The following is a 25,651-nucleotide window of genomic DNA, read 5'->3' on the forward strand; positions in this document are numbered from 1 at the left end:
CTTCCGTACGTCGCGCTCCTGTGCGGGCGGCCGCTCAGACGGGGAACAGCAGACAGCTGCTGGTGGTGTGCGCCAGCAGCCGGTTCCCGGAATCGAAGAGCTCGGCCTGCGCGAGGGCGGTACGACGTCCACTGTTGAGGACGGTGCCCACGGCGCGGACCTTGCCGGTGTCCACGGTGACCGGGCGCAGGAACTTCACATTCAGGTCGAGTGAGGTATATCCCATCCCCTGCGGCAGGACCGACTGCACCGCGCAGCCCGCCGCCGAATCGAGCAGGGTGGCGTACACACCGCCGTGGACGCTTCCGATCGGGTTGTAGTGCTCCTCGCCCGGGACGAGGGCGAAGACGACCCGGCCGTGCTCGACCTCTTCGAACGTCATCCCGAGGGTCGCCGCGATCGGCGCGGCGGGGAGCCGTCCTGCCTGCACCTCGCGGAGGAAGTCGAGACCGCTGTACTGCCCGACGGCGGTGGCGGAGACGGCGGGGTCCTCCCAGTCGTACGTGCGTGACCTGCCCATGTCGCTCCCTCGATGATCTGGCTGTGGAATTCGAAGCTAGCCAGCACGAGGTCTGGATGTCAACGTCGAAGCCAGCCTACGATGGGCCGCATGACGTGGCTGGAGACAAGCACCGAGAACTGCACGGTCCAGCGGACTCTCGACCTGGTGGGCGAGAAGTGGTCGCTGCTGGTCCTGCGGGACGCCATGAACGGCGTACGGCGCTTCGACGACTTCCGCCGGCACGTGGGGCTGTCCGAGAGCGTGCTCGCGGACCGGCTGCGCAAGCTCGTCGCGGCCGGGATCCTGGACACCGTCCCCTACAACGAGCCCGGCAGCCGCACCCGCCACGAGTACCGGCTCACCCGCAAGGGCTGGGAGCTGTGGCCGGCGATGATCGCCCTCAAGCAGTGGGGAGACCGCCATGCGGCGGATCCCGAGGGCCCGCCCCTGGAGGTCACGCACGCCGACTGCGGCGCGCCGGTCGAGACCGTGGTCGTCTGCTCCGCGGGACACGGCGCCCTCGTCCCGCCGGAGGCACGCACCCGCCCCGGCCCGTCGGCGAAGCCCTTGGACCTCAGCGCCCGTTAGTACTCCAGTGGTCGCAGTCGATCGCCATGGGACAGCCGAGGCCCAGCCAACCGGGACGTGGTGCGTTTCCACGTAGTGCGGGAAGTCCCTGCGCCACAGCCAGGTACCGTCGGTTACCAAAGAAGAGCATCCCGAAGAGTGCCGGTGGGAGCTTCCGGTGATGACGTCGCGTCCGGCTTCCATGACGTCAATGAGGACCTGGCCGGCGTCCAAGTAGGCCACCAGTTCCGCCTCATCCGGCTCGCCGACGGGCTGGACGGCATCGCGCATGGATCCGTTCGGTCGGCCGGTGCGGTGGTCCAGTTCGTCGTGGAAGCCGAGCAATCCCAGCACTGGGATCTCCTTCGACGAGCCTTTCCATCCCGCTGGTACTCATAGATGCGGCCACCGTTGATCATCGGTGTGTGAAGACAAACGATCACGCGGTGGCCGCAGGTCACAGGGTAGATGCTGCCCACTGAACATCGGTGACTGCCGTGAGACTCCGTGGCACGGCGGCGCTCGACTCTGAGGAATCGCCTGTCCGGGGATATCGGCTGATGGCCGCCAGGTACACCCTGCCAGGCGTCACAACGACATTGAGAGCCAACTTCCCTGACCGTGTGTGACATGCCGCGTGTGGCGTAATGGGCTCTTCGGGTTGGTCGGCCACGTCACTCTGTGCGGGTTCATCACGGCCGTGTCAGGAGCTCGTGTGTACAGATCACGTGAGCGGGGCGAGCGTATCCGCCGTGACCGCCGGATGGACCCGAGGACGTCGGGGCGGGCGCTGGATCCGCGGCACGAGATGAGCAGGGAGACGGTGGCCGAGGCTTCGAAGACGCCGGTGCGGGGGTACGGCTGTGGCGGAAGGTGAGCGACGGCCCGACAAGGGCCTGGTGGACCGGTCGGAAGGGTTCGGTGAGCGACTGCTGGGGGTGCTGCTGGACCGGGCACATGAGATGCCGCCGCAGCTGATCGCCCCGCTGATCGCGGAAGAGGTGACCAGGGTCGGTGGCCGCGACGTCTCGATCCTGCTGCAGGACTACGGCCAACAGGTGCTGGTGCCGCTACCGGGTCGGCGGCTGACAGTCGGCGAGCCCGAGCCGATCGACGACTCTCCCGCCGGCACGGCCTTCCTGTACGCAACCATCGCCGAGGTGCCGCGGCCCGACGGCGTCCGGATGTACCTGCCATTGCTGGACGGCAGCGACCAGGTGGGCGTGATGGCCCTCACCCTGGACACCGTCGATGACGACGACCGACGGCTGCTGCGCAGGCTCGCCGGTCTGGTCGCCGACATGCTGGTCACCAAGCACAGCTACACCGACCAGTTCTTCCTCACCCGGCGCCGCGAACCGATGAGCGTGGCCGCGGAGATCCAGTGGTCCCTGCTGCCGCCGCTGGCGATGTCCAACCCGCAGGTCGCGGTGGCCGGAATCCTGGAGCCCGCCTACAACGTCGCAGGCGACAGCTTCGACTACGCCCTCAACGAAGACATCCTGCACGTGGCCATGGTCGACGCGATGGGCCACGGCCTGGACGCCGCCACGATGGCGACCGTCGCCATCGGGGCCTACCGGCACGCCAGACGTGCCGGCATCGGCCTGTCCGAGATCTACGCGTTCATGGACCGGGCGATCGCCGAGCAGTTCGGGCCCGACCATTTCGTCACCGCGCAGATGATGCGTCTGAACATCGCGACGGGTCACCTGCAGTGGGTCAACGCCGGCCACCCCGCACCACTGCTGATCCGCGACCACCGGGTCGTCCGGCAGTTGGCAGGCCCGACCACCTTGCCGGTCGGCTTCGGCGGTGAAGATCCCCAGATCAGCGAGCAGATGCTCCAACGCGGCGACCGAGTGCTGTGCTTCACCGACGGCCTGATCGAGGAGCACGAGGCCGGCGAAGAACAGTTCGGCGAGGAACAGCTCATCCACTGGGTCAACCGCATCGAACACGGAGAGAAGGGCGTACGAGCGGTGGTGCGCGCACTCTCCCACGCCCTGAAGCGGCAACGGGGAGGCCGCACCAGCGACGACGCGACCCTCTTCCTGATCGAATGGCGCGGGGGCACGGCCGACCATCTCGCAGTCCTGGACTGAGCCGACAGCCGGGCGTGGCCGGCATCGGCATCCGCCGGCCCTGAATCCAACGGGCCTTCCACACCATAAGAGTGCACCGGCCCCGGATCGCGTCAGCCGCGTTCCTCCTCCTCGGCCTCCATGAGCCGGATCCCCCGATGCGTCAACATCACCATCGCGGGTGTGTTTCCCTGCGCCCAGTCGACGGTGATGAGCTCTTCGCCCACCAGATATGCGCACGCCGCGGCCAGATCCTGCTCAGGGACCTGGAGGTCGTCACGCAGCCTCGCGCCGGTGACGCCAAGGAGGCGATTGCCTTCGGTGGCCTCGTACAGCGTTTTCATGATCGCTTCGCGGTAGCTCTTCCGCTCTCGCAGTGTTGCCATGATTGCCGCCACTCGTGCCTGTCACCTCACTCTACTCCGGGCCTTGTCAGGAGAACCTGCGTTCGCCGTGATCAGGCGGCACGGCCGGTCGGCAGCTGCCTGGTAGGTGGAGGTGTCATCCCCGTCCTCCCAGGTTTCCTCGGAATTCCGGTCCAGGGCAGTGATGGAACTGCCGTGGAGGGCGTGTTCCGCTGCCATGAGCGCGCTCGCGGTCGTCGGAGGACCGCTGCTGTCGCTCGCGGCGGCCATCAGGCGAGCGGCTGCCGGGGCGTTGGTCTCCGGTGGTATCACCAGCAGGTTCCAGCTGCCCGTGGTGTGGGACAGCAGCATGATCTTGTGGGGGTCCAGCTCCGTCGTGAACCAACCGACCCTCACCACATGACCGTTGACGGGCACCCTGATTGGGATGGCAGGCCAGTAGGTCGCGTTGACGGCGATCCGGGTGATCCGTCCGGACAGGGGGTCCAGTACGTCGGCCAGGGCGGAGAGTTCGTGTGTCAGGTCCCGGGAGCGGGGCCACCAGGCACCGTCGAGAAGTCCTCGGGACGTGCTCACGGTCTTCAGCGCGAGGCGAGCGGTCGGAGCCCTGAAGGGCACGATCCGCAACGGGGGTCGGTCGGTGGTCGCGAACATCGCGCGCACCTGTCTCCCAGCCGCTGTTTGAGGCGGCCCGGTGTCGTCACTCGCCGAGAACGACACCGGCATGGCGGCCGATGTGCGAAATACTCTCGATGCCCCCACGCTACTCCCGCGGCACGCCGAACGGGCCCCGGCGAGGCACCGGTTCCGAACGCCGCCCATCACGCACCTGTCACATGCCTGGCGCCGGAATCGGCAGGCGGCCGATGGCAGCGCCCACGGGACTGTGGGAAGAGGTGTGGCGGGCGTCGTGTCCGCCTTCGGAGTCCCAGACCGTTTCCCGGGCAGAGTCCCATGCGGCCTCGTCCTCGGCGGCGATACGGAAGAGTTCGGCCTCCTGGATCAGGCCGCTTGCCGTGAGGCTGCGTACGGGATCCGCGGCGGTGGTCATCAGCCGGGCAGCCGTGGCGGCGTCGGTCTCGGGTGGGATCACCAGCAGGTCCCAGCGGCCCGCGGTGTAGGACAGCAGGAGCAGTTTGTGCGGGTCCTGCTCGGCCTTGAACCAGCCGACCTTCACCACATGGCCCTGGACGGGAACCTTGCGGGGGATGACCGGCCAGAATGTGGGGTTGACGGTGACGTGTGTGATCCGCCCCCACAGCCGGTCCAAGACGGCGGTGAGCGCGGGAAGTTCGGCCGTCAGGTCGCGGGAGCGTGGCCACCATGCGCCGTCGATCAGGGCGGGGGCCGTGCCGGGTGGCGCCAGCTGCAGCCGGAGAGGTGGCGGTGAAGAAGAGAAGGTCCGGTCTTCGACCGCGGGCTTGTCGAACGTGGTTGCGGTCATCACGCGAACCCTGTCCCGGGCCGGCCAGGACCGGCCCGGTGTCGTGAATCGCCGGGGACGGCACGGGCATCGAAGCCGGTGTACGACGTACCCTCGGTATCTCCAGGATACTCCTGGCCCGGGTTCGATGGACGGTTACGGGGGCGCGAGTTCCACGGGGTGCCGGACGTGCGGTCGCCCGCTGCCCGCCGTCAGCGGATGGGGCGACGGCCGGCGCGCCCGGGCCATCGGGCATTGGCGATGGCCACATCGGCCGCGGGCAGCACGATGCCGATGATCAGCAGATATCCCAGGCCCTCGGCTGCCACTCCGGTGATTCCGAGGACAACGGCCACGAGGACGAGGAGAAGAAAGAGCACCATCGCCTGAACGCCTTCCTTGGACCGGACCCGACTGGGCTGGACCAGACCGGACTGAGTGGGACGGGGCGCGGTCGCTCAGCGGCGCGCGAGTTGGCGTTCGCCCTTCACGCCTGGCTGGTAGGTCATGCCGTAGTGCTGGAAGATCCCCTTCTCCTGCTCGGCGGGCAGGATGTCGTCCGTGCCGATCGAAGGAGCCTTTTTCACCAGGCTCTTGGCGTAGGAGACCTTGAGGTAGTCCGGCCCGAGGATCGCCTCGTCGAGGGGGGCGAAAACCAGGCGCTGGCGGGTGGGCAGCCCGGTTCGCACGGTGGCCACGGCGGGTTCGTCGGTGGTGGTGTCCACATAGATCGCTTCGAGCACGCCGATCTTGCGCCCCCCCTCACGGGGCATGATTCAACGGCTCCGGCGCAAACACGCCGGAGCCGCCCTTCCGGGCGGTTGCACGTGAGAGTGAACCGGCCCAAAACCAACGATACTGCGCTCGGTGACTGTTCCGGAGGGAGCCGTAGGGCTTCAGTGCTCGCCGGGTCCCGGACCGGTCCGCGTCCCACGAGTACGGCTGTCGTCGCGAGGACGATCAGTACGGTGATCACCACGTTGCCCGCATGGTTTGAGGAGCGCCTTCGCGGTGCGACGCTGCCGGGGCAGGGGCGCCACGTCGTACGCCAGACCTTCCGGTATTTCCTCAATAGGTGCCAAGTAGCCATCGATGTCCGGCAGTAGATGCATCTGTCGCGCACTATCGGCGGTCTCCGGGCAGGACTACGCTGTGGGGTGAGGCCCCAGTCCCCGGTACCGATGTTGTGTTTTGCTCCCGGGGAGGCCCGCTGTGTTCGTTCTGCTTCTCGTCCTGATCGTGGTCTTGTTCGGCTTCGGTTTCCTCAACCCCATTTGGTGGGCCGCCGCGGCTGTGTTGGTCTTCGGAGCCACCCGTTACGGCCGCGGGGGCCGGGGCCGCGGCGGCGGGTCCGACTTCGTTGAGTACCAGGACTATCGGGACCGCCGGGAGCGTCAGGACCGCTGGGATCGCCGCTACAGCCGACAGCACCGAGGGCGCTGGAACCGTGAGGACCGGCGGGACCGCGAGCGCCGCGGGTGACGAACGCGTATGTCATGCCCTGTTCCGCTCGTCGTGCATGTGCTCTACGGTCAGGGCAAGGCAGGCGGGACTTCGTCCGTGTGAGGAATCGACGGAACCGGCAAGTCCCCCACCCAGGCTCCCAGCCCCCGAGTCGCAATCGAGGCCGGCCGGAGCCGCATCGCCGGAGACCGCGGCTCCAGCTTCCGTCCTCCTGGCGTTTTCCACTCGGGGTGCTCCCGCCACCCCGCCGCCGCGAGGGCAGTGCGCGAGGACACGATAGCCGGGGGGCCTCGCGTCCTCGCGACCACGGCCGCCGCCGAACACCATCGGCGGCGGCCGTCCGGCCGGGAAAGCAGAGTCTGCGAACCACAAACCGGTGAACCACTCTCTGGGAGCTGCTGCTGACGGGTCGTGGCCTTGGTCAGGACCTCAGGCCGGGGAGGGCTTCGGAGTCGTCGATGAACGCGCGGGCCAGGTCGGACAGGCGCCGGTTGTGAGCACGGGCGTATCCGCGCAGTGTGGTGAAGGCCTGTTCCATGTCGATGCCTCGGCGTTCGGCGAGTTTTCCCTTGGCCTGTTCGATCAGGACGCGGCTGTTCAGCGCGCTCTGCAGTTGCTCGTTGAGGACGGTGCTGCGGTGCGCGGTGCGTTGTTGCAGCAGGCTGATGGTGGCGACGTCGGCCAGGGCCTGGGCGAGCGGCGTGGCGTCCGGCTCGAAGGGGCCCGGGGTGGCGTGGAAGAGGTTCAGGGCTCCGACGACCTCGTCCCGTAGACGCATCGGCAGGGCCTGGACCGCCCCGAACCCGCTGCGGTGGGCTGCCGCGACAAAGCGTGGCCAGCGGTCGGACTCCCCGCTCAGGTTGGCGACGATCACCGGTGCGCCGGTGCGGAAGCAGTCCAGGCAGGGCCCTTCGTGGTTCTGCAGCTGGAAGAGTTCCAGCAGGCGCACCTGTTCGTCGGAGGCGGCCATGACGCGGAGTTCGCCGTCGCGGTCCGCGAGCAGCACGCCTGCGGCACTCGCGCCGAGCATGCCCACACAGCGGTCGGTCAGCAGGCGCAGGAAGTCGATCAGGTCGAAGTCGGCGACCAGGTTGTCCGCCAGCTCGACGAAGGTCTTGGCCAGGAGTCGCTGATTCATCGTGCACACCCTCCGTCGAGACTGACCCCGGCCCGGATGAAGGGACGGGAAGTGCAACTCATGTCCTTGTCCGGTTTCTTGGTTCGGTCTTCTTAGTTCGGCTTGTTGGCTCGGCAAAGGTGTCAGGCTTCATCGTCGGTCCGATCCGTTTCCGCGCCCGGGGGGAACGTGAGCCGGTGGGCGACCACGTCGGCGGCCACCGTGGCAAGGCGGCGTCCTCTGGCGTAGGCGTAGGCGCGCAGGCGGACGAAGGCTTCTTCGGCACCGACTCCGAGCTGGGCCGTGAGCATGCCCGTGGCCTGGTCGATCTCCGCCCGGTACGCGCCCAGGTCCTCGTGTCGTCCGTCCGCCGACCATCCGCCGGCCAGGTCCGCTTCGCCGTCTATCCGGGAGTCGAGCAGGACCAGAGCGGCGGTGTCGGCGAAAGCCAACGCGTCGGACAGCGCCTCCGCGTCCAACCTGCCCGGGACTTGGGAGTACAGGTCCAGAACTCCGGGGCTGATCGCACCCATTTGAAGAGGGAAGGCGTAGACGGCGCGTGCCCCGGCTTCCAGGGCCGCGTCGGCGAACACGGCCCAGCGGTCCTGCACTTCGGCGGCGAGCAGATCGGGCGTCAGTACGGCCGAACCCTGTGTGAAGGCATCCACGCAAGGCCCCTCGCCCAAGGTGAGCTGGAGCTCCTCCAACTGCTCACTGACATCGTCGGTGCTGCACAACGGATGACTGGCCGCGGATCTGGACATCGCGGAAAGTCCGGCCCCGCCGACCGGCAGTGCGGCCACCGCCGCGGTACACACGTCCACCACGCCGACCCGGGCACCCCGCCGGGCCGCCTGCTCGGCGACCAGTACCTGGATCCGGGCCGACCGGTTGTCGGACCTCACCCGGGCCACCGTATCCGGGCTTCGTGCGCAAGACCCTCCAGCCTTGCCGTGGTCCGTTCCCCGACGGGGAGCACCAGCGCACGGAACGTGGTGGGGCTCGTCGGCCTCCGAACCTCTCCGATGTCCAGCCATCCCGAGGAGTGGAGCGAGTCGAGAGTCAGGCGGTCGGCCTGATCCACCAAGGTGGCGCCAAGGGTCGCCTGGTGGTCGGTCAGCAGCTTCTCCTGCAGACGGTGGGCCAGCTTCTGGTCCTGCGGGTGCGGGCGGACCAGGGTGTCGCTGATCGCGAAGACAGTGCTGGACTTGGTGATCCGCTCAATGGTGCGTGGCAGCACACCGTCGAAACCGAGCCACCAGCGGCCGTCGCTGAGTACGGGGAACCCGAAGGCGCACCCCGTCAGACCGTCCGCCTCCGCGATCACCATGGCGAATCCCGGTCGGCGGATGTGGCCCGTCAGATGGTTCAGGAAGTCCTGGCGGCTGGCACGGCGGTATGCCTTTCCGGATCCCGATGCGCAGGAGTCCTCGTACAGATTCCCGAGATCCTCGCGGATGTCCTCCACGAGCCATCGGTTCACCCGGCGCAACCGCACCGCGCCCGGTCCCGGGTCCGCTCTGAGGTCCGCTCCGGAGTTCACGCCGGGCTTCTCGATTCCACGGGGCTGCCGCGACCGTCCCTGATGCGGCCGAGCCATCACACCGCACCGCCCGACAGGACACGTACACGAGTAACAGGCGGAACAGACCGATGCGGCGGGACGGGAGCGGTCGTGACCGGGGCGTACCCGGGAGGAGGCGACAGCCGCCCGAACGGGACCCCCAGGAGCAGGAATTCGCAGCCGGCGATGTCGAGCATGGGGACCAGTGTCCGCGGCGGATGGTGCAGTCGCAGCGTCCCCCCGGCCGCGGTGATGTGCTGTGCGGCGTTGAGGAAGGCGTTGAGGCCGCTGCAGTCGCAGAAGGTGACGAGGGTGAGGTCGACGTCGATGGTGCGGATGCCGTCGCGCAGACACCGTTCCAGTGATGCGCGCACCAGGGGCACCGTGTCCAGGTCGATCTCACCGGCCAGCGTGATCAGTGCCCGTTTTCTTCGGTCGTGACGGTAGACGGTGAGCGGCGGAAGGGGCATGACGCCTCGGTTCGGAAGACCGTCCGGCAGGGGACTCGGTGGTGCCGGGATCCCGGCACCGTCAGCCCACTTCCGGCAGCGGAGTACATTCGGCGGAGGTCGGGCAACGACCGACTGGCCGGCCTGCGCGGCAGGACTGCGGGCTCACCCGGTTCCCTCCAGGGATGCGCCGGGCGACGGGCGAAGGGCCCGCTCCTCGCGGCGATCTGTGCTCAGCAACGACATGCCGCCGGGGTCTGGGACGTCTGTGGAGCAGCCTAGTCCTCGCCCGGCGCGACGGACGGCCGGAGTGGCCCATTCCCAGCATGTGGACGGTATCGAGGCGTGGTGGCGTGCGCATGTCCTTTGCACCGCAAGGTATTTGGGAGTTCAACCTCGCAGAGGTCCGAGCCCGGTGAGCACCGCACCGTGCGCGCAAGTGCCGCGCTCGTCTTCGTACGATCCGGACACGCGAATGCATCCGGCTCCGCTCCCAGGGCCCAGTGAATTGATGTGGATGACGGGGTCGGTGTCGTGACATCTCGGAGTTCCGCGGTCCGGTCGCCGGACTTCCGGAAGGTGTCGGTCTGTCGCGCCGTGCCCTGCCGGGGCGATGGCCTTGTCCTTCGCACGGGCGATCATGCCGCCCATGGACATGGCGACCAGTTGCGCGCTCGCCACACCGAGGTGGTCGAGCAGGCCGGCGGTGTCCTGGGCCAGGTCGCCGTGATCCTCGTGGTCCGGCCGGCGGCACGGTTGTCGGAGCGGGTGCCGAAGGAGTACCGGCCGACGCAGCCGTCGGTCGTCGCCGTGCGTCCGGTGGCACGGGGTGATGTCGCGTCCGACGGAAGCGAGCCGGTCGCCGCTCAGGCCGACGTCCGGGCCTTCGCGTGGCGTGCGACGGAGGTGAAGCGCAGGTTGTCGTCCTCGACGGGGCCGCCGCGCAGCAGTTTGACGTCGGAGTGGTAGTTCATCGACATGAGCCAGGGATGGGCGAGTCCTTGACGCGGCATCATGTGGAGGGACCGCTTGACGTATCCGGCGCCGAAGTCGAGCAGCGGACGGGTCGGCATGGCCGGGTCGGGGAGCTCGGGGCGGCAGATGTCCGCGCCGATGGCGTCCATGTGTCCGAGCAGCCGGGTGAAGTGCTCGCACAGCAGGCCCACCTTGAGCGTCCACGAGGAGTTCGTGTAGCCGATCGCGAAGGCGAAGTTCGGTACGCCGCTCAGCATCATGCCCTTGAAGGCCACCCTGTCGGCGAAGTCGACGGGTTCGCCGTCCACCGAGAGCGCCATCCCGCCGAACAGCTGCACGTTCAACCCGGTGGCGGTGACGATGATGTCGGCGTCGAGCTCACGACCGGACTCGAGCCGGATGCCGGTCTCGGTGAACGTCGCTATCCGGTCGGTGACGACCGAGGCCGTTCCCTTCTTGAGCGCCTTGAACAGGTCCGCGTCGGGGACCGTGCACAGCCGCTGGTCCCAGGGGTCGTAGGACGGGTTGAAGTGCTCGTCCACGGGATAACCGGCCGGCAGTTGCCTGATGTTCACGGCGCGGATGAGACGTCGCACGACCCGTGGATGGCGTTGCGAGGTCCGCCAGACGAAGCGCTGCAGGGCGATGTTCTTGCGCCGGGTGAGCCGGTGGGCGAGGCCGGCCGGCAACACCCTGCGCAGCGTGTTCGCGATCACGTCCTGCGACGCGACCGGAAGGATGTAGGTGGGCGAACGCTGGAGCATGGTGACATGGCCGGCCGTGTCCGCCAGCGCCGGGATCAGCGTGACGGCCGTCGCACCGCTGCCGATCACCACGACCTTCTTGCCCGCGCAGTCCAGGTCCTCCGGCCAGTGCTGCGGGTGCACGATCTGACCGGCGAACCGCTCCCTGCCCTCGAACCGGGGGGTGAACCCTTCGTCGTAGCGGTAGTAACCGCCGGCGCAGAACAGCCAGTTCGCGGTCATCGACACCGTCTCACCGGTGTCGGCGCGGTCGATCTCCACCGTCCAGCGGGCCTCGGCGGTGGACCAGGCCGCGCCGCGCACCCGGTGGTGGTAGCGGATGCGCTGTTCGATGCCGCTCTCCCCCGCGGTCTCCCGCAGGTAGTCGAGGATCAGATCGGCGGTGGCGATCGACTTGTCGTTGCGCCACGGTTTGAAGGCGTAGCCGAAGGTGTGCAGGTCCGAATCCGACCGGATGCCCGGATAGCGGAACAGCGCCCACGTGCCGCCGGAGACACCACGGGCCTCCAGGATCGCGTAACTGCTGCCCGGCCGCTCGGTCTGCAGGTAGTGCGCAGCGCCGATGCCGGAGATGCCGGCGCCGATGATCAGCACGTCGATGTGCTCGCTCTGACGGGTCATGTGCGGGGACTCCGTTGCTGAGGCGTTAGCTGGGTGGTGCCTCGATGATGACCTCACATACCGGCCAGTACGGTGTGGCGGTCTGCACCTTCATCGGAAAAGACCAGTGCATTCTGCACCACCGCGGGGCTAACGTGCGGGCATGATCTGGCAGCGCCCATCCGAACGTACATGCGATTTGCTTCGGCAGGGTGCGGAGATCGCACTCAACAGTCTGCAGGAGTGGCTCGACGAGATCGACGAGGCGACCCTGGCGGCGGTGACCATGCGAGCCGTCGCGCAGGACCCCGCCCTGCGCGCCGCCACACGGCGGATCAACCGCGCCCACCTGACGTTCTGGGCGTCGGAGACCGTGCGCGACCCCGGCGCGCCGGTACCCGCGTACACCGGCCCGGACAGTCTCAGCCACGCCCGCGACCTGGTACGCCGCGGGCTCGACGAATCGGCCCTCGACTCCTACCGCGTCGGACAGAACGCGGCCTGGCGGCGCTGGATGCAGACCGCCTTCACCCTGACCTCCGACCCCGACGAACTGCGTGAGCTGCTCGACGTGTCGGCGCGCTCCGTCTCGAGCTTCCTCGACGCCACGATCGTCGACATCGCCGCCCGCATGGCCGCCGAGCGCGAAGAGCTGACCCACGGCACCCACGCCGAACGTCGCGAGATCGTCACCCTGCTCGTCGAAGGCGCGCCCATCAGCCGACAACGGGCGGAAGCACGCCTGGGCTACGCCCTCGACCGGACACACACCGCCGCCGTCGTGTGGAGCGAGGAACCGGCCCCCGAACCGGGCCACCTCGAACGTGCGACCGAGGCCCTGGCGCAGACGGCCGGAGTGCAGCAACCACTCACCGTGATCGTCGGCGCGGCCACTCTGTGGGTGTGGCTGCCCGGACCCGCCGCACCCGACACCGGCCCGCTGAGCCGGCTCCTCGACCCGCTGCCGGGCGTCCGGATCGCCGTGGGCCCGCCCGCCCGGGGCAGGGAGGGCTTCCGGCGCAGCCACCTCGCCGCGCTGACCACCCAGCGCATGCTCGCCAGGCTCCGTTCACCGCGTCGTGTCGCCGGTTTCGACGACGTCCAGCTCAGCAGCCTGATCAGTCAGGACGTCGAACAGGCCGACGAGTTCGTCAAGACCACCCTCGGCGACCTCGCCACGGCGAGCCCTGAACTGAGGCACGCCGTCCTCACGTACATCCAGGCCCAGTGCAACACGACCCGCGCCGCCGGCCGGCTCTACACCCACCGCAACACCCTGCTCCGGCAGCTCGACCGAGCCGACCGACTGCTCCCGAAGCCACTCGAGGACAACACCGTCAAGGTCGCCGTCGCCCTCGATCTGCTCCAGTGGCGTGGCAGCGACTGAGGACCACATCGGGCGCGGGCGTGCGTCTGCATCGGCACTACGCGCACTCCACGGCGTACTGCGTTCTCAGTAGCGGGATTGTCGGCAGCCGGAGGACGACGCGACAGGGCCCTGTCCGCGAGCCTGAAGGCGTCCCAGAGAGCGGGACGACAAGACCTCTCCCCTGGCTGTTTGCCTTTGGCCACCGGGTTGTCGGGCCTTCTGGCGTGCGCGCCCTCATCCGTCACCGAGTCAGTAGGACATGTCGATGACGAATCACCTACGGACCGTGCTGATCGGCGTCTTCCTCGCCTGCGCCACCCTGGTCGCCGCGGTCGGCATCACCCGGCACCACTCGGGCACCGACCCGACGCCACGAGGACCGTACGTGGCGCTCGGCGACTCCTACACCGCCGGGCCACGGATCCCCGACCGGACCGGAGCCCCCGCCGGGTGCGATCGCTCCGACCACGACTACCCGGCGCTGGTCGCCGAGCGGCTGGGGCTGCGGGCGGCCGACTTCCGCGACGTGAGCTGCAGCGGGGCCACCGTCGCCGACCTGACGACACCGCAGTCCACCGACGACGGCACCAACCCGGCCCAGTTGTCGGCACTGTCCGCCGGGACGCGGCTGGTCACCCTCGGCATCGGCGGCAACGACATCGGCTTCGCCTCGCTGGTCACCACGTGCGTCAAGGCGGGCGTGTTCTACGACATGACCGGCCGCGGCAAGTACACCGGGGACGACGCGCCGTGCCGGGGGAAGTACGTCTCCGGCGACACCGACGACGTACAGCGGAAGATCGACACGGCGGGTGAGCGGCTGTCCGCAGCACTGGCCGAGGTGAAGCGCCGTGCCCCGAAGGCCCGTGTGTACGTCGTGGGATACCCGGCGATCCTGCCGGCCCAGGGCACCGGCTGCGCCGACGACCTGACCCTCGCACCCGCTGACGCGACCTACCTCCACGACAAGGAACAGCAGCTCAACGCCGTGCTGCGCGAGCGGGCACAGGACGCCGGGGCCGGATACGTCGACACGTACAAGCCGTCCGTCGGCCGTGACGCCTGCGCGGGCAGGGACACCCGCTGGATCGAGCCGCTGCTGCCCAGCCTTCCCGCCGCCCCGATGCATCCCAACGAGCGCGGCGCGCGCGGCATGGCCGACGCGGTGCTGAGCGCGGTCGGCGCTCCGCGGTGAGCGACACCCCCGGCACACCGATGATCAGTACGGGGAGGCCATGTTCGCCGCCTACCGTGAACAGGCGCCGATCCAGGCCTACTTGGATCCCCTTCAGCCTCGGACGAGCAGACGCGTACTTCAGTGTGGCGGTCCGGAGCGGGCATCGGCGGCCCGAGGAGGAGCTACGCGCTCATGAGCGTATGCGGGCACCGCCGTCGCACCGTTGCCGGCCGCGGCCGGGAGACCGAGGACCATGGTGAGTCCGCCGCCAGGCGTGTCCTCGGCGTTCAGTGTGCCGCCCATCGCCTCGGCGAAGCCCCGCGCGACGGCGAGCCCGAGACCCACGCCCGCGCCGCGGGGAGCGTCGCCGTAGCGCTGGAAGGGTTCGAAGATGCGGTCCTTGGCCTCGTCGGGGACGCCTGGGCCGCGGTCCACCACCCGTACCTCCACCCGGTCGGCCATGGCACTCGCCGCGACCAGGACCGGTTCGTCCGCCGGGCTGTACTTCACCGCGTTCTCCACGAGGTTGGCGACCGAGCGTTCCAGCAGACCGGGATCGACGACGACCATGGGCAGCGTCTCGGGGATGTCCAGCTCCACGCTGTCCTCCGGTACGCCGCCCAGCGCCATCGGCACCACCTCGTCCAGGTCGATCTCGCGGATCAGCGGGGTGACCGTGCCCGTCTGCAGGCGGGACATGTCGAGCAGGTTGCCCACGAGGTGGTCGAGCCGGTCGGCGCCCTCCTCGATGCCCTCCAGCAACTCGGCCCGGTCCTCCTCCGACCAGGCCACGTCGTCCGACCGCAGCGAGGAGACCGCGGCCTTGATCCCGGCCAGCGGGGTCCGCAGGTCGTGGCTCACGGCGGCCAGCAGCGCGGTGCGGATGCGGTTGCCCTCGGCCAGGGCACGGGACTGGTCGGCCTGGGACTGGAGCCGCTGCCGGTCCAGGACCACCGCGGCCTGGGCGGCGAAGGCGGCGAGCACCCGGCGGTCCTCCGCCGGCAGGACCCGCCCGGACAGCGCGAGCGCCATCCGGTCCCCCACCGGCATGTCCACGTCCGCGTCCTCCGGCCGCTCCAACGTCCTCCCCGTGCCCACCCGTCCGGCGCAGGTCCACGGCGTCACGTCGCTCTCCCGCTCCAGGAGCGCGACCGACTCCATGCCGAAGGTCTCCCGGACCCGCTCCAGCAGGGCCTCCAGGCTGGTCTCGCCGCGCAGCACGCTGCCCGCGAGGAACGAGAGGATCTCCGACTCGGCACGCAGCCGGGCCGCCTGGTGCGTACGCCGGGCCGCCAGGTCCACCACCGACGCCACCGACACCGCGACCCCGACGAAGATCGCGATGGCGACGATGTTCTTCGGGTCGGCGATCGTCAGGGTGTGGACGGGCGGGGTGAAGAACCAGTTCAGCAGCAGGGAGCCGACCACGGCCGAGGCCAGGGCGGGATACAGCCCACCCAGCAGGGCGGCGGCCACCGTCATCGCCAGGAACAGCAACATGTCGTTGGCCAGGCCGACTTCGGGCGCGACGCCGGTCAGCAGCAGGGTGAGCAGGGCCGGCCCGGCCACGCCGGTCAACCAGCCCCAGACGACCCGGAGGCGGCCGAGCCGTGCGCTCCGGGCGACCGGCAGTCCGCGCCCCTTGCCCGCCTCGCCGTGGGTGATCAGGTGGACGTCGAGGTCGGGACCCGAGTCGCGGGCCACCGTCGCCCCGACGCCCGGTCCGAAGACGTACTGCCATGCCTTGCGCCGGGACACCCCGAGGACGATCTGGGTGGCGTTGACCCCGCGCGCGAAGTCGAGGAGCGCCGTGGGGACGTCGTCGCCGATGACGTGGTGGAAGGTGCCGCCCAGGTCCTCCACCAGTGTGCGTTGGACCGCCAGTTCCTTGGGCGAGGCGGAGGTCAGTCCGTCGCTGCGGGCGATGTAGACGGCCATGACCTCGCCGCCCGCGCCCTTCTCCGCGAGCCGCACGGCCCGGCGGATCAGTGTGCGCCCCTCGGGACCACCGGTCAGCCCGACCACGATCCGCTCCCGCGAACCCCAGATCTTCGAGACCCGGTGCTCACTGCGGTACTCGGTCAGGTACTCGTCGACCCGGTCGGCCACCCACAACAGCGCCAGCTCGCGCAGCGCGGTCAGGTTGCCGGGCCGGAAGTAGTTGGACAGCGCCGCGTCGACCTTGTCCGGCTTGTAGATGTTGCCGTGCGCCATACGACGGCGCAGCGCGGGCGGTGACATGTCGACCAGCTCGATCTGGTCCGCCCGCCGTACCACCTCGTCCGGCACCGTCTCCTGCTGCCGGATGCCGGTGATCGACTCGACGATGTCACCCAGCGACTCCAGGTGCTGGATGTTGACGGTGGAGATCACGTCGATCCCGGCGGCGAGGAGTTCCTCGACATCCTGCCAGCGCTTGGCGTTGCGGGAGCCGGGGATGTTCGTGTGGGGCAGCTCGTCGACCAGGGCCACCTGGGGGCGCCGGGCCAGCACCGCGTCCACGTCCATCTCCGTGAAGACGGTTCCGCGGTACTCCAGTTCCTTACGGGGGATCTCCTCCAGACCGTGCAGCATCACCTCGGTGCGCGGCCGGTGGTGGTGCTCCACGAAGGCGACGACACAGTCGGTGCCCCGCTCCACCCGGCGGTGCGCCTCGGAGAGCATCGCGTACGTCTTGCCGACCCCCGGTGCCGCACCGAGGTAGATCCGAAGCTTGCCGCGTGCCATCTTCTCTTCTCTTCGTCGGTTTCGTACGCGCGCTTCAGCTCTCGAAGCGGTATCCCATGCCCGGCTCGGTGATCAGATAGCGGGGGTGGGCGGGGTCCGCCTCCAGTTTCCGGCGGAGCTGGGCCATGTAGACCCGCAGGTAGTTGGTCTTGTTGCTCTGGCTGACACCCCACACCTCCGCCAGCAGGTGCTTCTGCGTGATGAGCCGGCCGGGGTTGGTGACCAGGATCTCCAGCAGATGCCACTCGGTCGGTGTGAGGCGTACGTCGTGCCCGGCGCGGGTGGCCTTCTTGGCGAGCAGGTCGATGGTGAAGCCGTCCGTCATGACGAGCGTGGTCTCGGGGGCCAGCGGAACGTCGTCCGTGCGGCGGACGGCGGCGCGCAGCCGGGCGAGGAGTTCGTCCATGCTGAACGGCTTGGTGATGTAGTCGTCGGCGCCCGCGTCCAGGGCCGCGACCTTCTCGTCGGAGGCGCGGCGGGCGGACAGGACGAGGATCGGTACGCGGGTCCAGCCGCGCAGGGCCCTGATGACGTCCGTGCCGTCCATGTCGGGCAGGCCGAGGTCGAGCAGGACCACGTCGGGCTGCCGGGCGGCGGCGATGCGCAGCGCGGTGGTGCCGTCGGGGGCCGGGTCCACTCCGTACCGCCGGGCCTGCAGGTTGATCACGAGGGCCCGGACGAGCTGAGGGTCGTCCTCCACCACCAGTACCCGGGTCATCGGTGTGCGCCCTTCCTGTTGTACGGCGGGCCGGAGCCATACGGAACCGGCCTCATGGCTGCGGGAGTCGGCGACTCGAGGAGCGTCCCCGGCCGCCGACTCCCGCGTGGTGCAGGTAACCCCATCAGCTCTTCGCCACGAGTCCCTTGAGCGCGATGTTGAGTTCGAGCACGTTGACGCGGGGCTCGCCCATGAAGCCGAGGGTGCGGCCGTCGGTGTGCTCGTCGACCAGCTTCTGCACCTGGGCGACAGGCAGGCCGTTCTTCTCCGCGATCCGGTGCACCTGGATGTCGGCGTACTTCGGGGAGATGTCCGGGTCCAGGCCCGAGCCGGAGGAGGTGACCGCGTCGGCGGGCACGTCGGACGGCTTGACCGTGTAGCCGTTCACCGAGTTGTCCTTGATGACGGCCGCCTTGGCGTCCTTGACCCACTTGATCAGGTCGGCGTTGTCACCGGAACGGTTGGTGGCGCCCGACAGGATCAGCTTGTACTGGGTGTTGACGCTGTTGGCGCCCAGCCCGTTCGCGGGGCGGCCCTGGAACCACTTCAGGTCGGCGTCCGGGGTCTCCTGACCCTTCTTCAGCGGCAGGTTGTAGGACTGGCCGATCAGCGAGGAGCCGACGACCTTGCCGTTCGCCTTGATCTCCGAGCCGTTCGCCTGGTCCGAGAACAGGCCCTGGGCGACCCCGGTGATGGCCAGCGGGTAGAGGACGCCCGTCACCACGGTGAGCACCAGAAGGGCGCGCAGGCCCGCCCAGAGCAACCGGGCAGTGTTCGTAACCGAGTTGTTCATAGCCGATCAGCCGATTCCGGGGATGAGGGAGATGAGCAGGTCGATGATCTTGATGCCGATGAAGGGGGCGATCAGGCCGCCGATACCGTAGATCCCGAGGTTGCGCCGCAGCATCTTGTCGGCGCTCACCGGCCGGTACTGCACACCCCGCAGGGCGAGCGGGACCAGCGCGATGATGATCAGCGCGTTGAAGATGACCGCCGACAGGATCGCCGAGTCGGGCGAGGACAGGTGCATGATGTTCAGCTTGTCCAGGCCCGGGTAGACCGCCGCGAACAGTGCCGGGATGATCGCGAAGTACTTCGCGACGTCGTTGGCGATGGAGAACGTCGTGAGCGCGCCCCTGGTGATGAGGAGCTGCTTGCCGATCTCGACGATCTCGATGAGCTTGGTCGGGTTCGAGTCGAGGTCGACCATGTTGCCGGCCTCCTTGGCGGCCGACGTACCCGTGTTCATCGCCACGCCCACGTCCGCCTGTGCCAGCGCGGGGGCGTCGTTCGTGCCGTCGCCGGTCATCGCGACGAGCTTGCCGCCCGCCTGCTCGCGCTTGATGAGCGCCATCTTGTCCTCGGGAGTCGCCTCCGCGAGGAAGTCGTCGACGCCGGCCTCGTCCGCGATCGCCTTGGCCGTCAGCGGGTTGTCACCCGTGATCATGATGGTCTTGATGCCCATCCGGCGCAGCTCGTCGAACCGCTCACGCATGCCCTCCTTGACGACGTCCTTCAGGTGGATGACTCCGAGGACGCGCGCGCCGTCGGTGTCCTCGACGGCCACCAGCAGCGGCGTGCCGCCCGCTTCGGAGATCCGGTTGGAGAGGGTGTCGGCGTCGGCCGACACCTCGCCGCCCCGCTCCTGGACCCAGGCGATGACCGAACCGGCCGCGCCCTTGCGGATCTTGCGTCCGTCGACGTCCACACCCGACATACGGGTCTGGGCGGTGAAGGCGATCCACTCGGCCCCGGACAGCTCGCCCTGGTGCCGCTCGCGCAGCCCGTACTTCTCCTTCGCCAGTACGACGATGGAGCGGCCCTCGGGCGTCTCGTCGGCCAGCGACGACAGCTGGGCGGCGTCGGCCACCTCGGCCTCGGTGGTGCCGGACACCGGCACGAACTCGGAGGCCTGACGGTTGCCGAGGGTGATGGTGCCCGTCTTGTCGAGCAGCAGCGTGGAGACGTCGCCGGCGGCCTCGACCGCGCGACCGGACATGGCCAGGACGTTGCGCTGGACCAGCCGGTCCATGCCCGCGATGCCGATCGCCGAGAGCAGCGCGCCGATCGTCGTCGGGATCAGGCAGACCAGGAGGGCCACCAGGACGACCATCGTCAGGTGCGTGCCCGCGTAGTCGGCGAACGGCGGCAGGGTCGCCACCGCGAGCAGGAAGACGATCGTGAGCGACGCGAGCAGGATGTTCAGCGCGATCTCGTTCGGCGTCTTCTGCCGGGCCGCGCCCTCGACCAGAGCGATCATCCGGTCGATGAAGGTCTCGCCGGGCTTCGTCGTGATCTTGATGACGATCCGGTCGGAGAGGACCTTCGTACCGCCGGTCACGGCGCTGCGGTCGCCGCCGGACTCCCGGATGACCGGGGCCGACTCACCGGTGATCGCCGACTCGTCGACGCTCGCCACACCCTCGACGACGTCTCCGTCGCCGGGGATGATGTCGCCCGCCTCGCAGACGACCAGGTCGCCGACGCGCAGTTCGGTGCCGGGGACGTGCTCCTCCACGTCTCCGTTGAGGCGGCGGGCCACCGTGTCCGTCTTGGCCTTGCGCAGCGTGTCCGCCTGCGCCTTGCCGCGGCCCTCGGCCACCGCCTCCGCCAGGTTGGCGAAGATCACGGTCAGCCACAGCCAGGCGCTGATCGCCCAGCCGAACCAGTCGCCCGGACTCTTGAAGGAGAAGATCGTCGTCAGGACCGAGCCGACCAGCACCACGAACATGACGGGCGACTTGATCATCACCCGCGGGTCGAGCTTGCGGAAGGCGTCCGGCAGCGACCTGAGCAGCTGCTTCGGGTCGAACAGACCGGCGCCGACACGGCTTTCGTCAGTCTTGTGGCCGGTCGGCACATCGCTGTGCGGCGCCCGGGTCGGAGTGGCTGTGGACATCGAGTCCTCTTCTGAAGGTGAATCTGTGCGAGTGGTCATGACGCCAACCCCTCGGCCAGCGGACCCAGCGCGAGCGCCGGGAAGTAGGTCAGACCGGTGATGATCAGGATGGCGCCCACCAACAGGCCGGTGAACAGCGGCTTTTCGGTGCGCAGGGTGCCCGCGGTGGCCGGGACCGGCTTCTGCTCGGCGAGCGAACCGGCCAGCGCCAGCACGAACACCATCGGCAGGAAGCGGCCGAGCAGCATCGCGATGCCGATCGTGCTGTTGAACCACTGCGTGTCGGCGTTCAGGCCCGCGAAGGCCGAGCCGTTGTTGTTGGCGCCGGAGGAGTAGGCGTACAGGATCTCGGAGAAGCCGTGCGCCCCGCTGTTGGTCATGGAGTGGCCCGGAGTGGGCAGGGCCATCGCAGCGGCGGTGAAGACGAGCACCAGCGCCGGGGTGATGAGGATGTAGCAGGCCGCGAACTTGATCTCGCGGGTGCCGATCTTCTTGCCCAGGTACTCGGGGGTGCGGCCGACCATCAGACCGGCGATGAACACCGCGATGATCGCCATGATCAGCATGCCGTAGAGACCGGAGCCGGTACCACCGGGTGCGATCTCGCCCAGCTGCATGCCCAGGATGGTGATACCGCCGCCGAGGCCGGTGAACGAGGAGTGGAAGGAGTTCACCGCACCCGTCGAGGTCAGGGTGGTCGACACCGCGAAGATCGACGAGGCGCCGACACCGAAGCGGTTCTCCTTGCCCTCCATCGCGCCGCCCGCGATCTGGAACGCCGGACCGTGGTGGGCGAACTCGGTCCACATCATCAGGGCGATGAAGCCGAGCCAGATCGTGGCCATCGTGGCGAGGATCGCGTAGCCCTGCTTCAGGCTGCCGACCATGCGGCCGAAGGTGCGGGTCAGCGCGAACGGGATGACCAGCAGCAGGAAGATCTCGAACAGGTTCGAGAAGGGGGTGGGGTTCTCGAAGGGGTGGGCCGAGTTCGCGTTGAAGTAACCGCCACCGTTGGTGCCGATCTCCTTGATGGCCTCCTGCGAGGCGACCGCGCCGCCGTTCCACTGCTGCGAGCCGCCCATGAACTGGCCCACGGAGTGGATCCCGGAGAAGTTCTGGATCGCGCCGCAGGCGACCAGGACGATCGCGGCGACGACCGAGAGCGGCAGCAGGATGCGGATCGTGCCGCGCACCAGGTCGGCCCAGAAGTTGCCGAGCTCACCGGTGCGGGAGCGCGAGAAGCCGCGTACGAGCGCCACGGCGACGGCGATGCCGACCGCGGCCGAGACGAAGTTCTGCACCGCCAGGCCGCCGGTCTGCACGACGTGGCCCATGGCCTGCTCGCCGTAGTACGACTGCCAGTTGGTGTTCGACACGAACGACGCGGCGGTGTTGAACGCCTGGTCCGGGTCGATGGCGGCAAAGCCGAGCGAGCCGGGCAGATGGCCCTGGAGACGCTGCAGCAGGTAGAGGAAGAGGACGCCGACCGCGGAGAAGGCGAGGACGCCGCGCAGGTACGCGGGCCAGCGCATCTCCGTGTTCGGATTGGCGCCGATGCCCTTGTAGATCCACTTCTCCACACGCCAGTGCTTGTCGGAGGAGTAGACCTTGGCCATGTAGTCGCCAAGGGGGACGTAGGCGAGGGCCAGTGCCGCTATGAGCGCGAGCAACTGGAGCACGCCGGCAAGAACGGGACTCATGGCGCTCTCAGAACCTCTCCGGGAAGATCAGGGCGAGGACGAGATAGCCCAGCAGGGCGACGGCCACGACCAGGCCGACAATGTTCTCGGCGGTCACAGCTTCGTCACCCCCTTGGCGACGAGGGCCACCAGCGCGAACACCGCGATCGTGGTGACGACGAAGGCCAGATCGGCCATCGCGAACTCCTAGATGAGGTTCAGAAATGAAGCGGACGGTTAGAGGTAACCGCCTCGATGGCCGGATCTGGCCGCCGTTGACACCTCCCATACGGCGGCCGGTCCGCCTTTGACGGAACCCTTACGGTCGGCCGCTCCACGTGCGGCGACGGGTCCCGCCTTCCGGCTCAGTACGCGTCGGAGGATTCAGAAGATGCGGAACCGCAGTCGGCAGATCACCGCGTCCGTGTCACGGCGCACCGCGTGGGCGACGACCGCGCCCCGCTGGTTCTGGAGCAGCCGCTGCCACAGCCGGTCCGGCTCGACCTCGGGGATCAGCACGGTGACCCGGGTGCCGGGCTCCGCGGCGGCCGTCTCGCCCACGTACTCGGCGATCGGGCGCCCCAGGGTGCGGCGCTCGGAGGTGAGCTGGACGAGCGGTACCCCGGGGTCCCACTGTGCCCAGTCGCGGGCCAGCGCGTGGGTGTGGGCGCGGTCCTCGGCGTCGGGATGGCACACCGTGACGGCGCGCACCTCGTCGCCGAGGGAGGCGGCGGCGTTCAGCGCCTCCACGGTCAGCCGGGACAGGTTCGACACCGGAACGATCACCAGTGAACGCTCGCGGTGCGGCGGCTCGGGAATCCGCCCGAGGCCCAGCCGCTCACCGATGCGCGCGTACGCCCGGTGCACCGTCTCGAAGGCGGCCACCAGCAGCGGCACGGCGATCACTATCAGCCAAGCGCCGTCCTCGAACTTCGTCGCCGTCACCACGACCGCCGAGACGCCGGTGAGCAGGGCGCCGAAACCGTTCAGCAGGGCCTTGCCCCGCCACCCCCTCCCCCGCTCACCACGCCAGTGCCGGACCATTCCGACCTGCGCGATCGTGAACCCGATGAAGACGCCGATGGCGAAGAGCGGCACCAGGGTGTTCGTGTCGCCGCCGGAGAAGACGAGCAGGGCCGCCGAGACCAGGGCCAGCGCGAGCACACCGTGACGGTGGACCTGTCGGTCGGCCTTCAGGGCGAAGACGTGCGGGAGGTAGTTGTCGCGGGCGAGCAGCTTCAGCAGCACGGGCAGGCCGCCGAAGGAGGTGTTCGCGGAGAGCGCCAGCAGGATCATCGTGGCGAACTGGATGACGTAGAAGGCCCAGTTGTGGCCGAGCGAGGCGTCCGCGAGCTGGGCGAGGACGGTGACGCCCTCGACCGGCTGGAGGTGGAAGCGCGAGATGAGGACCGACAGGCCGATCAGCATCACCCCGAGGACGGCGCCCAGGGCCACCTCCGCCCGCTGGGCCCGGCGCACGCGCGGGACGCGGAAGGACGGCACGGCGTTGGCCAGTGCCTCGACACCGGTGAGCGCGCTGCACCCCGAGGCGAAGGCCTTCAGCAGAAGCAGCGCGCCGACGGTGGTGGCGTTGTCGGCGAGGACGGAGGCGTGCCCGGTCGTGGCCGCGGTGCTGACGGGCGCGGACCGGAAGAGACCGACGGCGATCAGCACCAGGATCGACACGACGAAGACGGCCGTCGGCACGATGAACGCGCGCGCCGACTCCACGATGCCGCGCAGATTCACGCCCGTGATCAGCACCAGCACGGCCAGACACAGCCACAGCCGGTCGCCGTAGAGTTCGGGGAACGCCGAGGTCAGGGCGGCCACTCCGGCGGTGACGGCGACCGCCACGTTCAGCACATAGTCCAGAACCAGCGAGGCCGCCGCCACCAGGCTCGTACGGGCGCCCAGGTGGGTCCTGGCGACGGCGTACGACCCGCCGCCGTCCGGGAACGCGGCGATCACCTGCCGGTACGAGGCGACGAGCACCGCCAGCAGGCCGGCGATGGCCAGCGTCACCGGCAGCGTGAAGCCGAGGCCGTGCGCGCCCGCCGCGGCCAGCACCAGGACGATCGCCTCGGGCCCGTACGCCACCGAGGCCATCGCGTCCAGCGACAGGGCGGCCAGACCCGTGAGGGCGGTGAGGCGATGGCGCTCGCCGGTATCGGGCGGCTCCTCGTCGGCGGGGGTCGCCCCCGGCTCGATGGTCAGGACAGACATGGGATACGGGCTCCTTACGCGATGGCCCGCGCACGCGGGGAGGCGTGCGCGGGTGCGCCCAGGTTCTGTCCGTCCCCGACTGCTTTCGATCCTTCCTTGCGCCTTCTTCGCGCCGAAGCCCCGGACCTTGACGGGACGTTGACGGGACCTTGACGACCGTGTGCCCCGCGCGGCTCCCGCTCGGCTCCCGCTCGGCTGCGCTCAGTGATCCTTCGGTTACCTACTGCCCGGCCGTGTCGAGGGCCGCGCCCGTCTGGTCGGCGAGGGTGACCGCCACCAGGCGGGCCTGGAGCGGGGGTACGGGGCCCGGGCCGGGGGTGAGCATGAAGCGGCCCAGGTAGTGGCCGTTGCCGTAGGTGCGCAGTTCGATCTCGCCGTCCGGCCAGCCGCAGGCGTCGCCCCGGCGCCGGTGGCCGACCGAGACGTTTCCGTCCTGCTCGAGCCGGGGCGGCTGCCCCAGCAGGGTGCCGTACTCGTAGCGGCAGCCGCGCAGGCCGAGCAGCTCGGTGAGCTGGCCGCGGACGTGGTCGACCACGGTGTCGGAGGACTTGGCGGACTGGGCGAGCACGGCGGTCTCGTGGACGCGGGCGAGATAGTCCGCGTCCGTCACCGTGATGACCTCCAGGCGGCGGGCCCGGGCCGCGAGCTGGGACACGATCACGCCGACGACGAGCAGCAGCACCGCCGTCTCGATGTCGGACGAGGTATGGATGTCGAACGTCTCGTACGGGCGGGTGAGGAAGAAGTCGAACCAGGCCGCCGCGGACAGCGCCGCGAGCGCCCCCGCCGTACGGCTGCCGAGGGCGGCGACCGCGACCACCACCACGACCAGGATCAGCGCCGCGTTCGTACGCGACAGATCCGTGCGGAAGGGCACCAGGACGAGCGCCACCAGGAAGGGGCCCACCAGGCCCGCCACCAGGGCGAGCCGGTCCCGGAGCGAATAGCCGGTCATCACACCGTCACCTCCTGCGGTTGCCAC

At 69.2% G+C, this 25,651-nt stretch carries 24 protein-coding genes; 5 read left to right on the top strand and 19 right to left on the bottom strand.

From position 1 onward, the window contains the following. Positions 1 to 34 precede the first annotated feature (34 nt). Positions 35 to 520: a PaaI family thioesterase gene (locus FNV62_RS08800; RefSeq protein ID WP_054229948.1), complete on the bottom strand. Its 486-nt coding sequence runs from the start codon at positions 518 to 520 to the stop codon at positions 35 to 37. 90 nt (positions 521 to 610) lie between these two features. Between FNV62_RS08800 and FNV62_RS08805 the strand changes: the two genes are divergently transcribed. Both FNV62_RS08805 and FNV62_RS08810 read left to right on the top strand, forming a co-directional pair. Further along, entirely contained in the window at positions 611 to 1,090 is a 480-nt protein-coding gene (locus tag FNV62_RS08805; RefSeq protein WP_060897966.1) for a winged helix-turn-helix transcriptional regulator, read from the top strand. Between the two features lie 842 nt (positions 1,091 to 1,932). Beyond that, entirely contained in the window at positions 1,933 to 3,174 is a 1,242-nt protein-coding gene (locus tag FNV62_RS08810) for a PP2C family protein-serine/threonine phosphatase (RefSeq protein ID WP_143612609.1), read from the top strand. A gap of 92 nt (positions 3,175 to 3,266) precedes the next feature. Here FNV62_RS08810 and FNV62_RS08815 read toward each other — a convergent pair whose 3' ends face one another. From FNV62_RS08815 to FNV62_RS08830, 5 genes are all read right to left on the bottom strand, one after another. After that, positions 3,267 to 3,539: a hypothetical protein gene (locus tag FNV62_RS08815; protein ID WP_097288779.1), complete on the bottom strand. Its 273-nt coding sequence runs from the start codon at positions 3,537 to 3,539 to the stop codon at positions 3,267 to 3,269. 21 nt (positions 3,540 to 3,560) lie between these two features. Further along, a complete protein-coding gene (locus tag FNV62_RS08820) occupies positions 3,561 to 4,172 on the bottom strand; it encodes a DUF5994 family protein (protein WP_186003060.1) in 612 nt (203 codons plus the stop codon). Between the two features lie 178 nt (positions 4,173 to 4,350). Then, positions 4,351 to 4,962 carry a DUF5994 family protein gene (locus tag FNV62_RS08825; RefSeq protein WP_143600560.1) on the bottom strand — a complete coding sequence of 204 codons (612 nt, stop codon included), beginning with the start codon at positions 4,960 to 4,962 and terminating at the stop codon, positions 4,351 to 4,353. Between the two features lie 191 nt (positions 4,963 to 5,153). After that, positions 5,154 to 5,324 (bottom strand): hypothetical protein, encoded by a 171-nt coding sequence (locus tag FNV62_RS54540; RefSeq protein WP_179858078.1) that lies wholly within the window; start codon positions 5,322 to 5,324, stop codon positions 5,154 to 5,156. A 75-nt stretch (positions 5,325 to 5,399) separates the two neighbouring features. Then, positions 5,400 to 5,714: a PRC-barrel domain-containing protein gene (locus tag FNV62_RS08830; protein ID WP_143612610.1), complete on the bottom strand. Its 315-nt coding sequence runs from the start codon at positions 5,712 to 5,714 to the stop codon at positions 5,400 to 5,402. Between the two features lie 439 nt (positions 5,715 to 6,153). Between FNV62_RS08830 and FNV62_RS08835 the strand changes: the two genes are divergently transcribed. Continuing rightward, a complete protein-coding gene (locus tag FNV62_RS08835; RefSeq protein ID WP_097283365.1) occupies positions 6,154 to 6,423 on the top strand; it encodes a hypothetical protein in 270 nt (89 codons plus the stop codon). Positions 6,424 to 6,826: 403 nt separating this feature from the next. Here FNV62_RS08835 and FNV62_RS08840 read toward each other — a convergent pair whose 3' ends face one another. From FNV62_RS08840 to FNV62_RS08860, 5 genes are all read right to left on the bottom strand, one after another. Then, positions 6,827 to 7,543 carry a GAF and ANTAR domain-containing protein gene (locus FNV62_RS08840; RefSeq protein ID WP_143612611.1) on the bottom strand — a complete coding sequence of 239 codons (717 nt, stop codon included), beginning with the start codon at positions 7,541 to 7,543 and terminating at the stop codon, positions 6,827 to 6,829. A 122-nt stretch (positions 7,544 to 7,665) separates the two neighbouring features. Continuing rightward, positions 7,666 to 8,427 (bottom strand): GAF and ANTAR domain-containing protein, encoded by a 762-nt coding sequence (locus FNV62_RS08845; protein WP_225900207.1) that lies wholly within the window; start codon positions 8,425 to 8,427, stop codon positions 7,666 to 7,668. Further along, positions 8,424 to 9,065 carry a hypothetical protein gene (locus FNV62_RS55575; RefSeq protein WP_225900208.1) on the bottom strand — a complete coding sequence of 214 codons (642 nt, stop codon included), beginning with the start codon at positions 9,063 to 9,065 and terminating at the stop codon, positions 8,424 to 8,426. Before FNV62_RS55575 ends, FNV62_RS08845 begins: the two co-directional genes overlap by 4 nt. Before the next feature lie 56 nt (positions 9,066 to 9,121). Then, on the bottom strand, positions 9,122 to 9,556 hold the full coding sequence (locus FNV62_RS08855; RefSeq protein ID WP_143600561.1) for an STAS domain-containing protein: 435 nt from the start codon (positions 9,554 to 9,556) through the stop codon (positions 9,122 to 9,124). 845 nt (positions 9,557 to 10,401) lie between these two features. Next, positions 10,402 to 11,895, bottom strand: coding sequence for a flavin-containing monooxygenase (locus FNV62_RS08860; protein ID WP_144315007.1), 1,494 nt, complete (start codon positions 11,893 to 11,895; stop codon positions 10,402 to 10,404). A gap of 142 nt (positions 11,896 to 12,037) precedes the next feature. Here FNV62_RS08860 and FNV62_RS08865 point away from each other — a divergent pair, with 142 nt between their 5' ends. Beyond that, entirely contained in the window at positions 12,038 to 13,261 is a 1,224-nt protein-coding gene (locus FNV62_RS08865) for a PucR family transcriptional regulator (RefSeq protein ID WP_143614522.1), read from the top strand. 247 nt (positions 13,262 to 13,508) lie between these two features. After that, on the top strand, positions 13,509 to 14,438 hold the full coding sequence (locus tag FNV62_RS08870; protein WP_143600564.1) for an SGNH/GDSL hydrolase family protein: 930 nt from the start codon (positions 13,509 to 13,511) through the stop codon (positions 14,436 to 14,438). A gap of 120 nt (positions 14,439 to 14,558) precedes the next feature. Here the strand turns inward: FNV62_RS08870 and FNV62_RS08875 are convergent, their stop codons facing one another. From FNV62_RS08875 to FNV62_RS08910, 8 genes are all read right to left on the bottom strand, one after another. Next, positions 14,559 to 17,147, bottom strand: coding sequence for a sensor histidine kinase (locus tag FNV62_RS08875; protein WP_225900209.1), 2,589 nt, complete (start codon positions 17,145 to 17,147; stop codon positions 14,559 to 14,561). Positions 17,148 to 17,181: 34 nt separating this feature from the next. Beyond that, a complete protein-coding gene (locus FNV62_RS08880; RefSeq protein ID WP_054233355.1) occupies positions 17,182 to 17,865 on the bottom strand; it encodes a response regulator in 684 nt (227 codons plus the stop codon). Between the two features lie 124 nt (positions 17,866 to 17,989). Next, on the bottom strand, positions 17,990 to 18,658 hold the full coding sequence (locus FNV62_RS08885) for a potassium-transporting ATPase subunit C (RefSeq protein WP_097283371.1): 669 nt from the start codon (positions 18,656 to 18,658) through the stop codon (positions 17,990 to 17,992). Positions 18,659 to 18,664: 6 nt separating this feature from the next. Further along, a complete protein-coding gene (gene kdpB, locus FNV62_RS08890; protein ID WP_144315008.1) occupies positions 18,665 to 20,764 on the bottom strand; it encodes a potassium-transporting ATPase subunit KdpB in 2,100 nt (699 codons plus the stop codon). Positions 20,765 to 20,799: 35 nt separating this feature from the next. Continuing rightward, a complete protein-coding gene (gene kdpA / locus FNV62_RS08895) occupies positions 20,800 to 22,464 on the bottom strand; it encodes a potassium-transporting ATPase subunit KdpA (RefSeq protein WP_143612616.1) in 1,665 nt (554 codons plus the stop codon). 7 nt (positions 22,465 to 22,471) lie between these two features. Next, positions 22,472 to 22,561, bottom strand: coding sequence for a K(+)-transporting ATPase subunit F (gene kdpF / locus FNV62_RS08900; RefSeq protein WP_016434100.1), 90 nt, complete (start codon positions 22,559 to 22,561; stop codon positions 22,472 to 22,474). A 266-nt stretch (positions 22,562 to 22,827) separates the two neighbouring features. Then, the gene (locus FNV62_RS08905) at positions 22,828 to 24,669 is read right to left on the bottom strand and encodes an APC family permease (protein ID WP_143612617.1); all 1,842 of its coding nucleotides are present in this window, start codon (positions 24,667 to 24,669) and stop codon (positions 22,828 to 22,830) included. A gap of 220 nt (positions 24,670 to 24,889) precedes the next feature. Then, positions 24,890 to 25,624, bottom strand: coding sequence for a DUF4118 domain-containing protein (locus FNV62_RS08910; protein WP_144315010.1), 735 nt, complete (start codon positions 25,622 to 25,624; stop codon positions 24,890 to 24,892). Positions 25,625 to 25,651 lie beyond the last annotated feature (27 nt).

It is taken from the genome of Streptomyces sp. RLB3-17 (assembly GCF_007113425.2).
GTDB classification, from domain to species: domain Bacteria; phylum Actinomycetota; class Actinomycetes; order Streptomycetales; family Streptomycetaceae; genus Streptomyces; species Streptomyces mirabilis_D.

Bases quoted from the DNA above. Each gene is read 5' to 3' on its own strand.
- FNV62_RS08800 (WP_054229948.1), bottom strand. From the start codon at position 520: ATGGGCAGGTCACGCACGTACGACTGGGAGGACCCCGCCGTCTCCGCC.
- FNV62_RS08805 (WP_060897966.1), top strand. From the start codon at position 611: ATGACGTGGCTGGAGACAAGCACCGAGAACTGCACGGTCCAGCGGACT.
- FNV62_RS08815 (WP_097288779.1), bottom strand. From the start codon at position 3,539: ATGGCAACACTGCGAGAGCGGAAGAGCTACCGCGAAGCGATCATGAAA.
- FNV62_RS08820 (WP_186003060.1), bottom strand. From the start codon at position 4,172: ATGTTCGCGACCACCGACCGACCCCCGTTGCGGATCGTGCCCTTCAGG.
- FNV62_RS08825 (WP_143600560.1), bottom strand. From the start codon at position 4,962: ATGACCGCAACCACGTTCGACAAGCCCGCGGTCGAAGACCGGACCTTC.
- FNV62_RS54540 (WP_179858078.1), bottom strand. From the start codon at position 5,324: ATGGTGCTCTTTCTTCTCCTCGTCCTCGTGGCCGTTGTCCTCGGAATC.
- FNV62_RS08830 (WP_143612610.1), bottom strand. From the start codon at position 5,714: ATGCCCCGTGAGGGGGGGCGCAAGATCGGCGTGCTCGAAGCGATCTAT.
- FNV62_RS08840 (WP_143612611.1), bottom strand. From the start codon at position 7,543: ATGAATCAGCGACTCCTGGCCAAGACCTTCGTCGAGCTGGCGGACAAC.
- FNV62_RS08855 (WP_143600561.1), bottom strand. From the start codon at position 9,556: ATGCCCCTTCCGCCGCTCACCGTCTACCGTCACGACCGAAGAAAACGG.
- FNV62_RS08860 (WP_144315007.1), bottom strand. From the start codon at position 11,895: ATGACCCGTCAGAGCGAGCACATCGACGTGCTGATCATCGGCGCCGGC.
- FNV62_RS08865 (WP_143614522.1), top strand. From the start codon at position 12,038: ATGATCTGGCAGCGCCCATCCGAACGTACATGCGATTTGCTTCGGCAG.
- FNV62_RS08870 (WP_143600564.1), top strand. From the start codon at position 13,509: ATGACGAATCACCTACGGACCGTGCTGATCGGCGTCTTCCTCGCCTGC.
- FNV62_RS08875 (WP_225900209.1), bottom strand. From the start codon at position 17,147: ATGGCACGCGGCAAGCTTCGGATCTACCTCGGTGCGGCACCGGGGGTC.
- FNV62_RS08880 (WP_054233355.1), bottom strand. From the start codon at position 17,865: ATGACCCGGGTACTGGTGGTGGAGGACGACCCTCAGCTCGTCCGGGCC.
- FNV62_RS08885 (WP_097283371.1), bottom strand. From the start codon at position 18,658: ATGAACAACTCGGTTACGAACACTGCCCGGTTGCTCTGGGCGGGCCTG.
- kdpB (WP_144315008.1), bottom strand. From the start codon at position 20,764: ATGTCCACAGCCACTCCGACCCGGGCGCCGCACAGCGATGTGCCGACC.
- kdpA (WP_143612616.1), bottom strand. From the start codon at position 22,464: ATGAGTCCCGTTCTTGCCGGCGTGCTCCAGTTGCTCGCGCTCATAGCG.
- FNV62_RS08905 (WP_143612617.1), bottom strand. From the start codon at position 24,669: ATGTCTGTCCTGACCATCGAGCCGGGGGCGACCCCCGCCGACGAGGAG.
- FNV62_RS08910 (WP_144315010.1), bottom strand. From the start codon at position 25,624: ATGACCGGCTATTCGCTCCGGGACCGGCTCGCCCTGGTGGCGGGCCTG.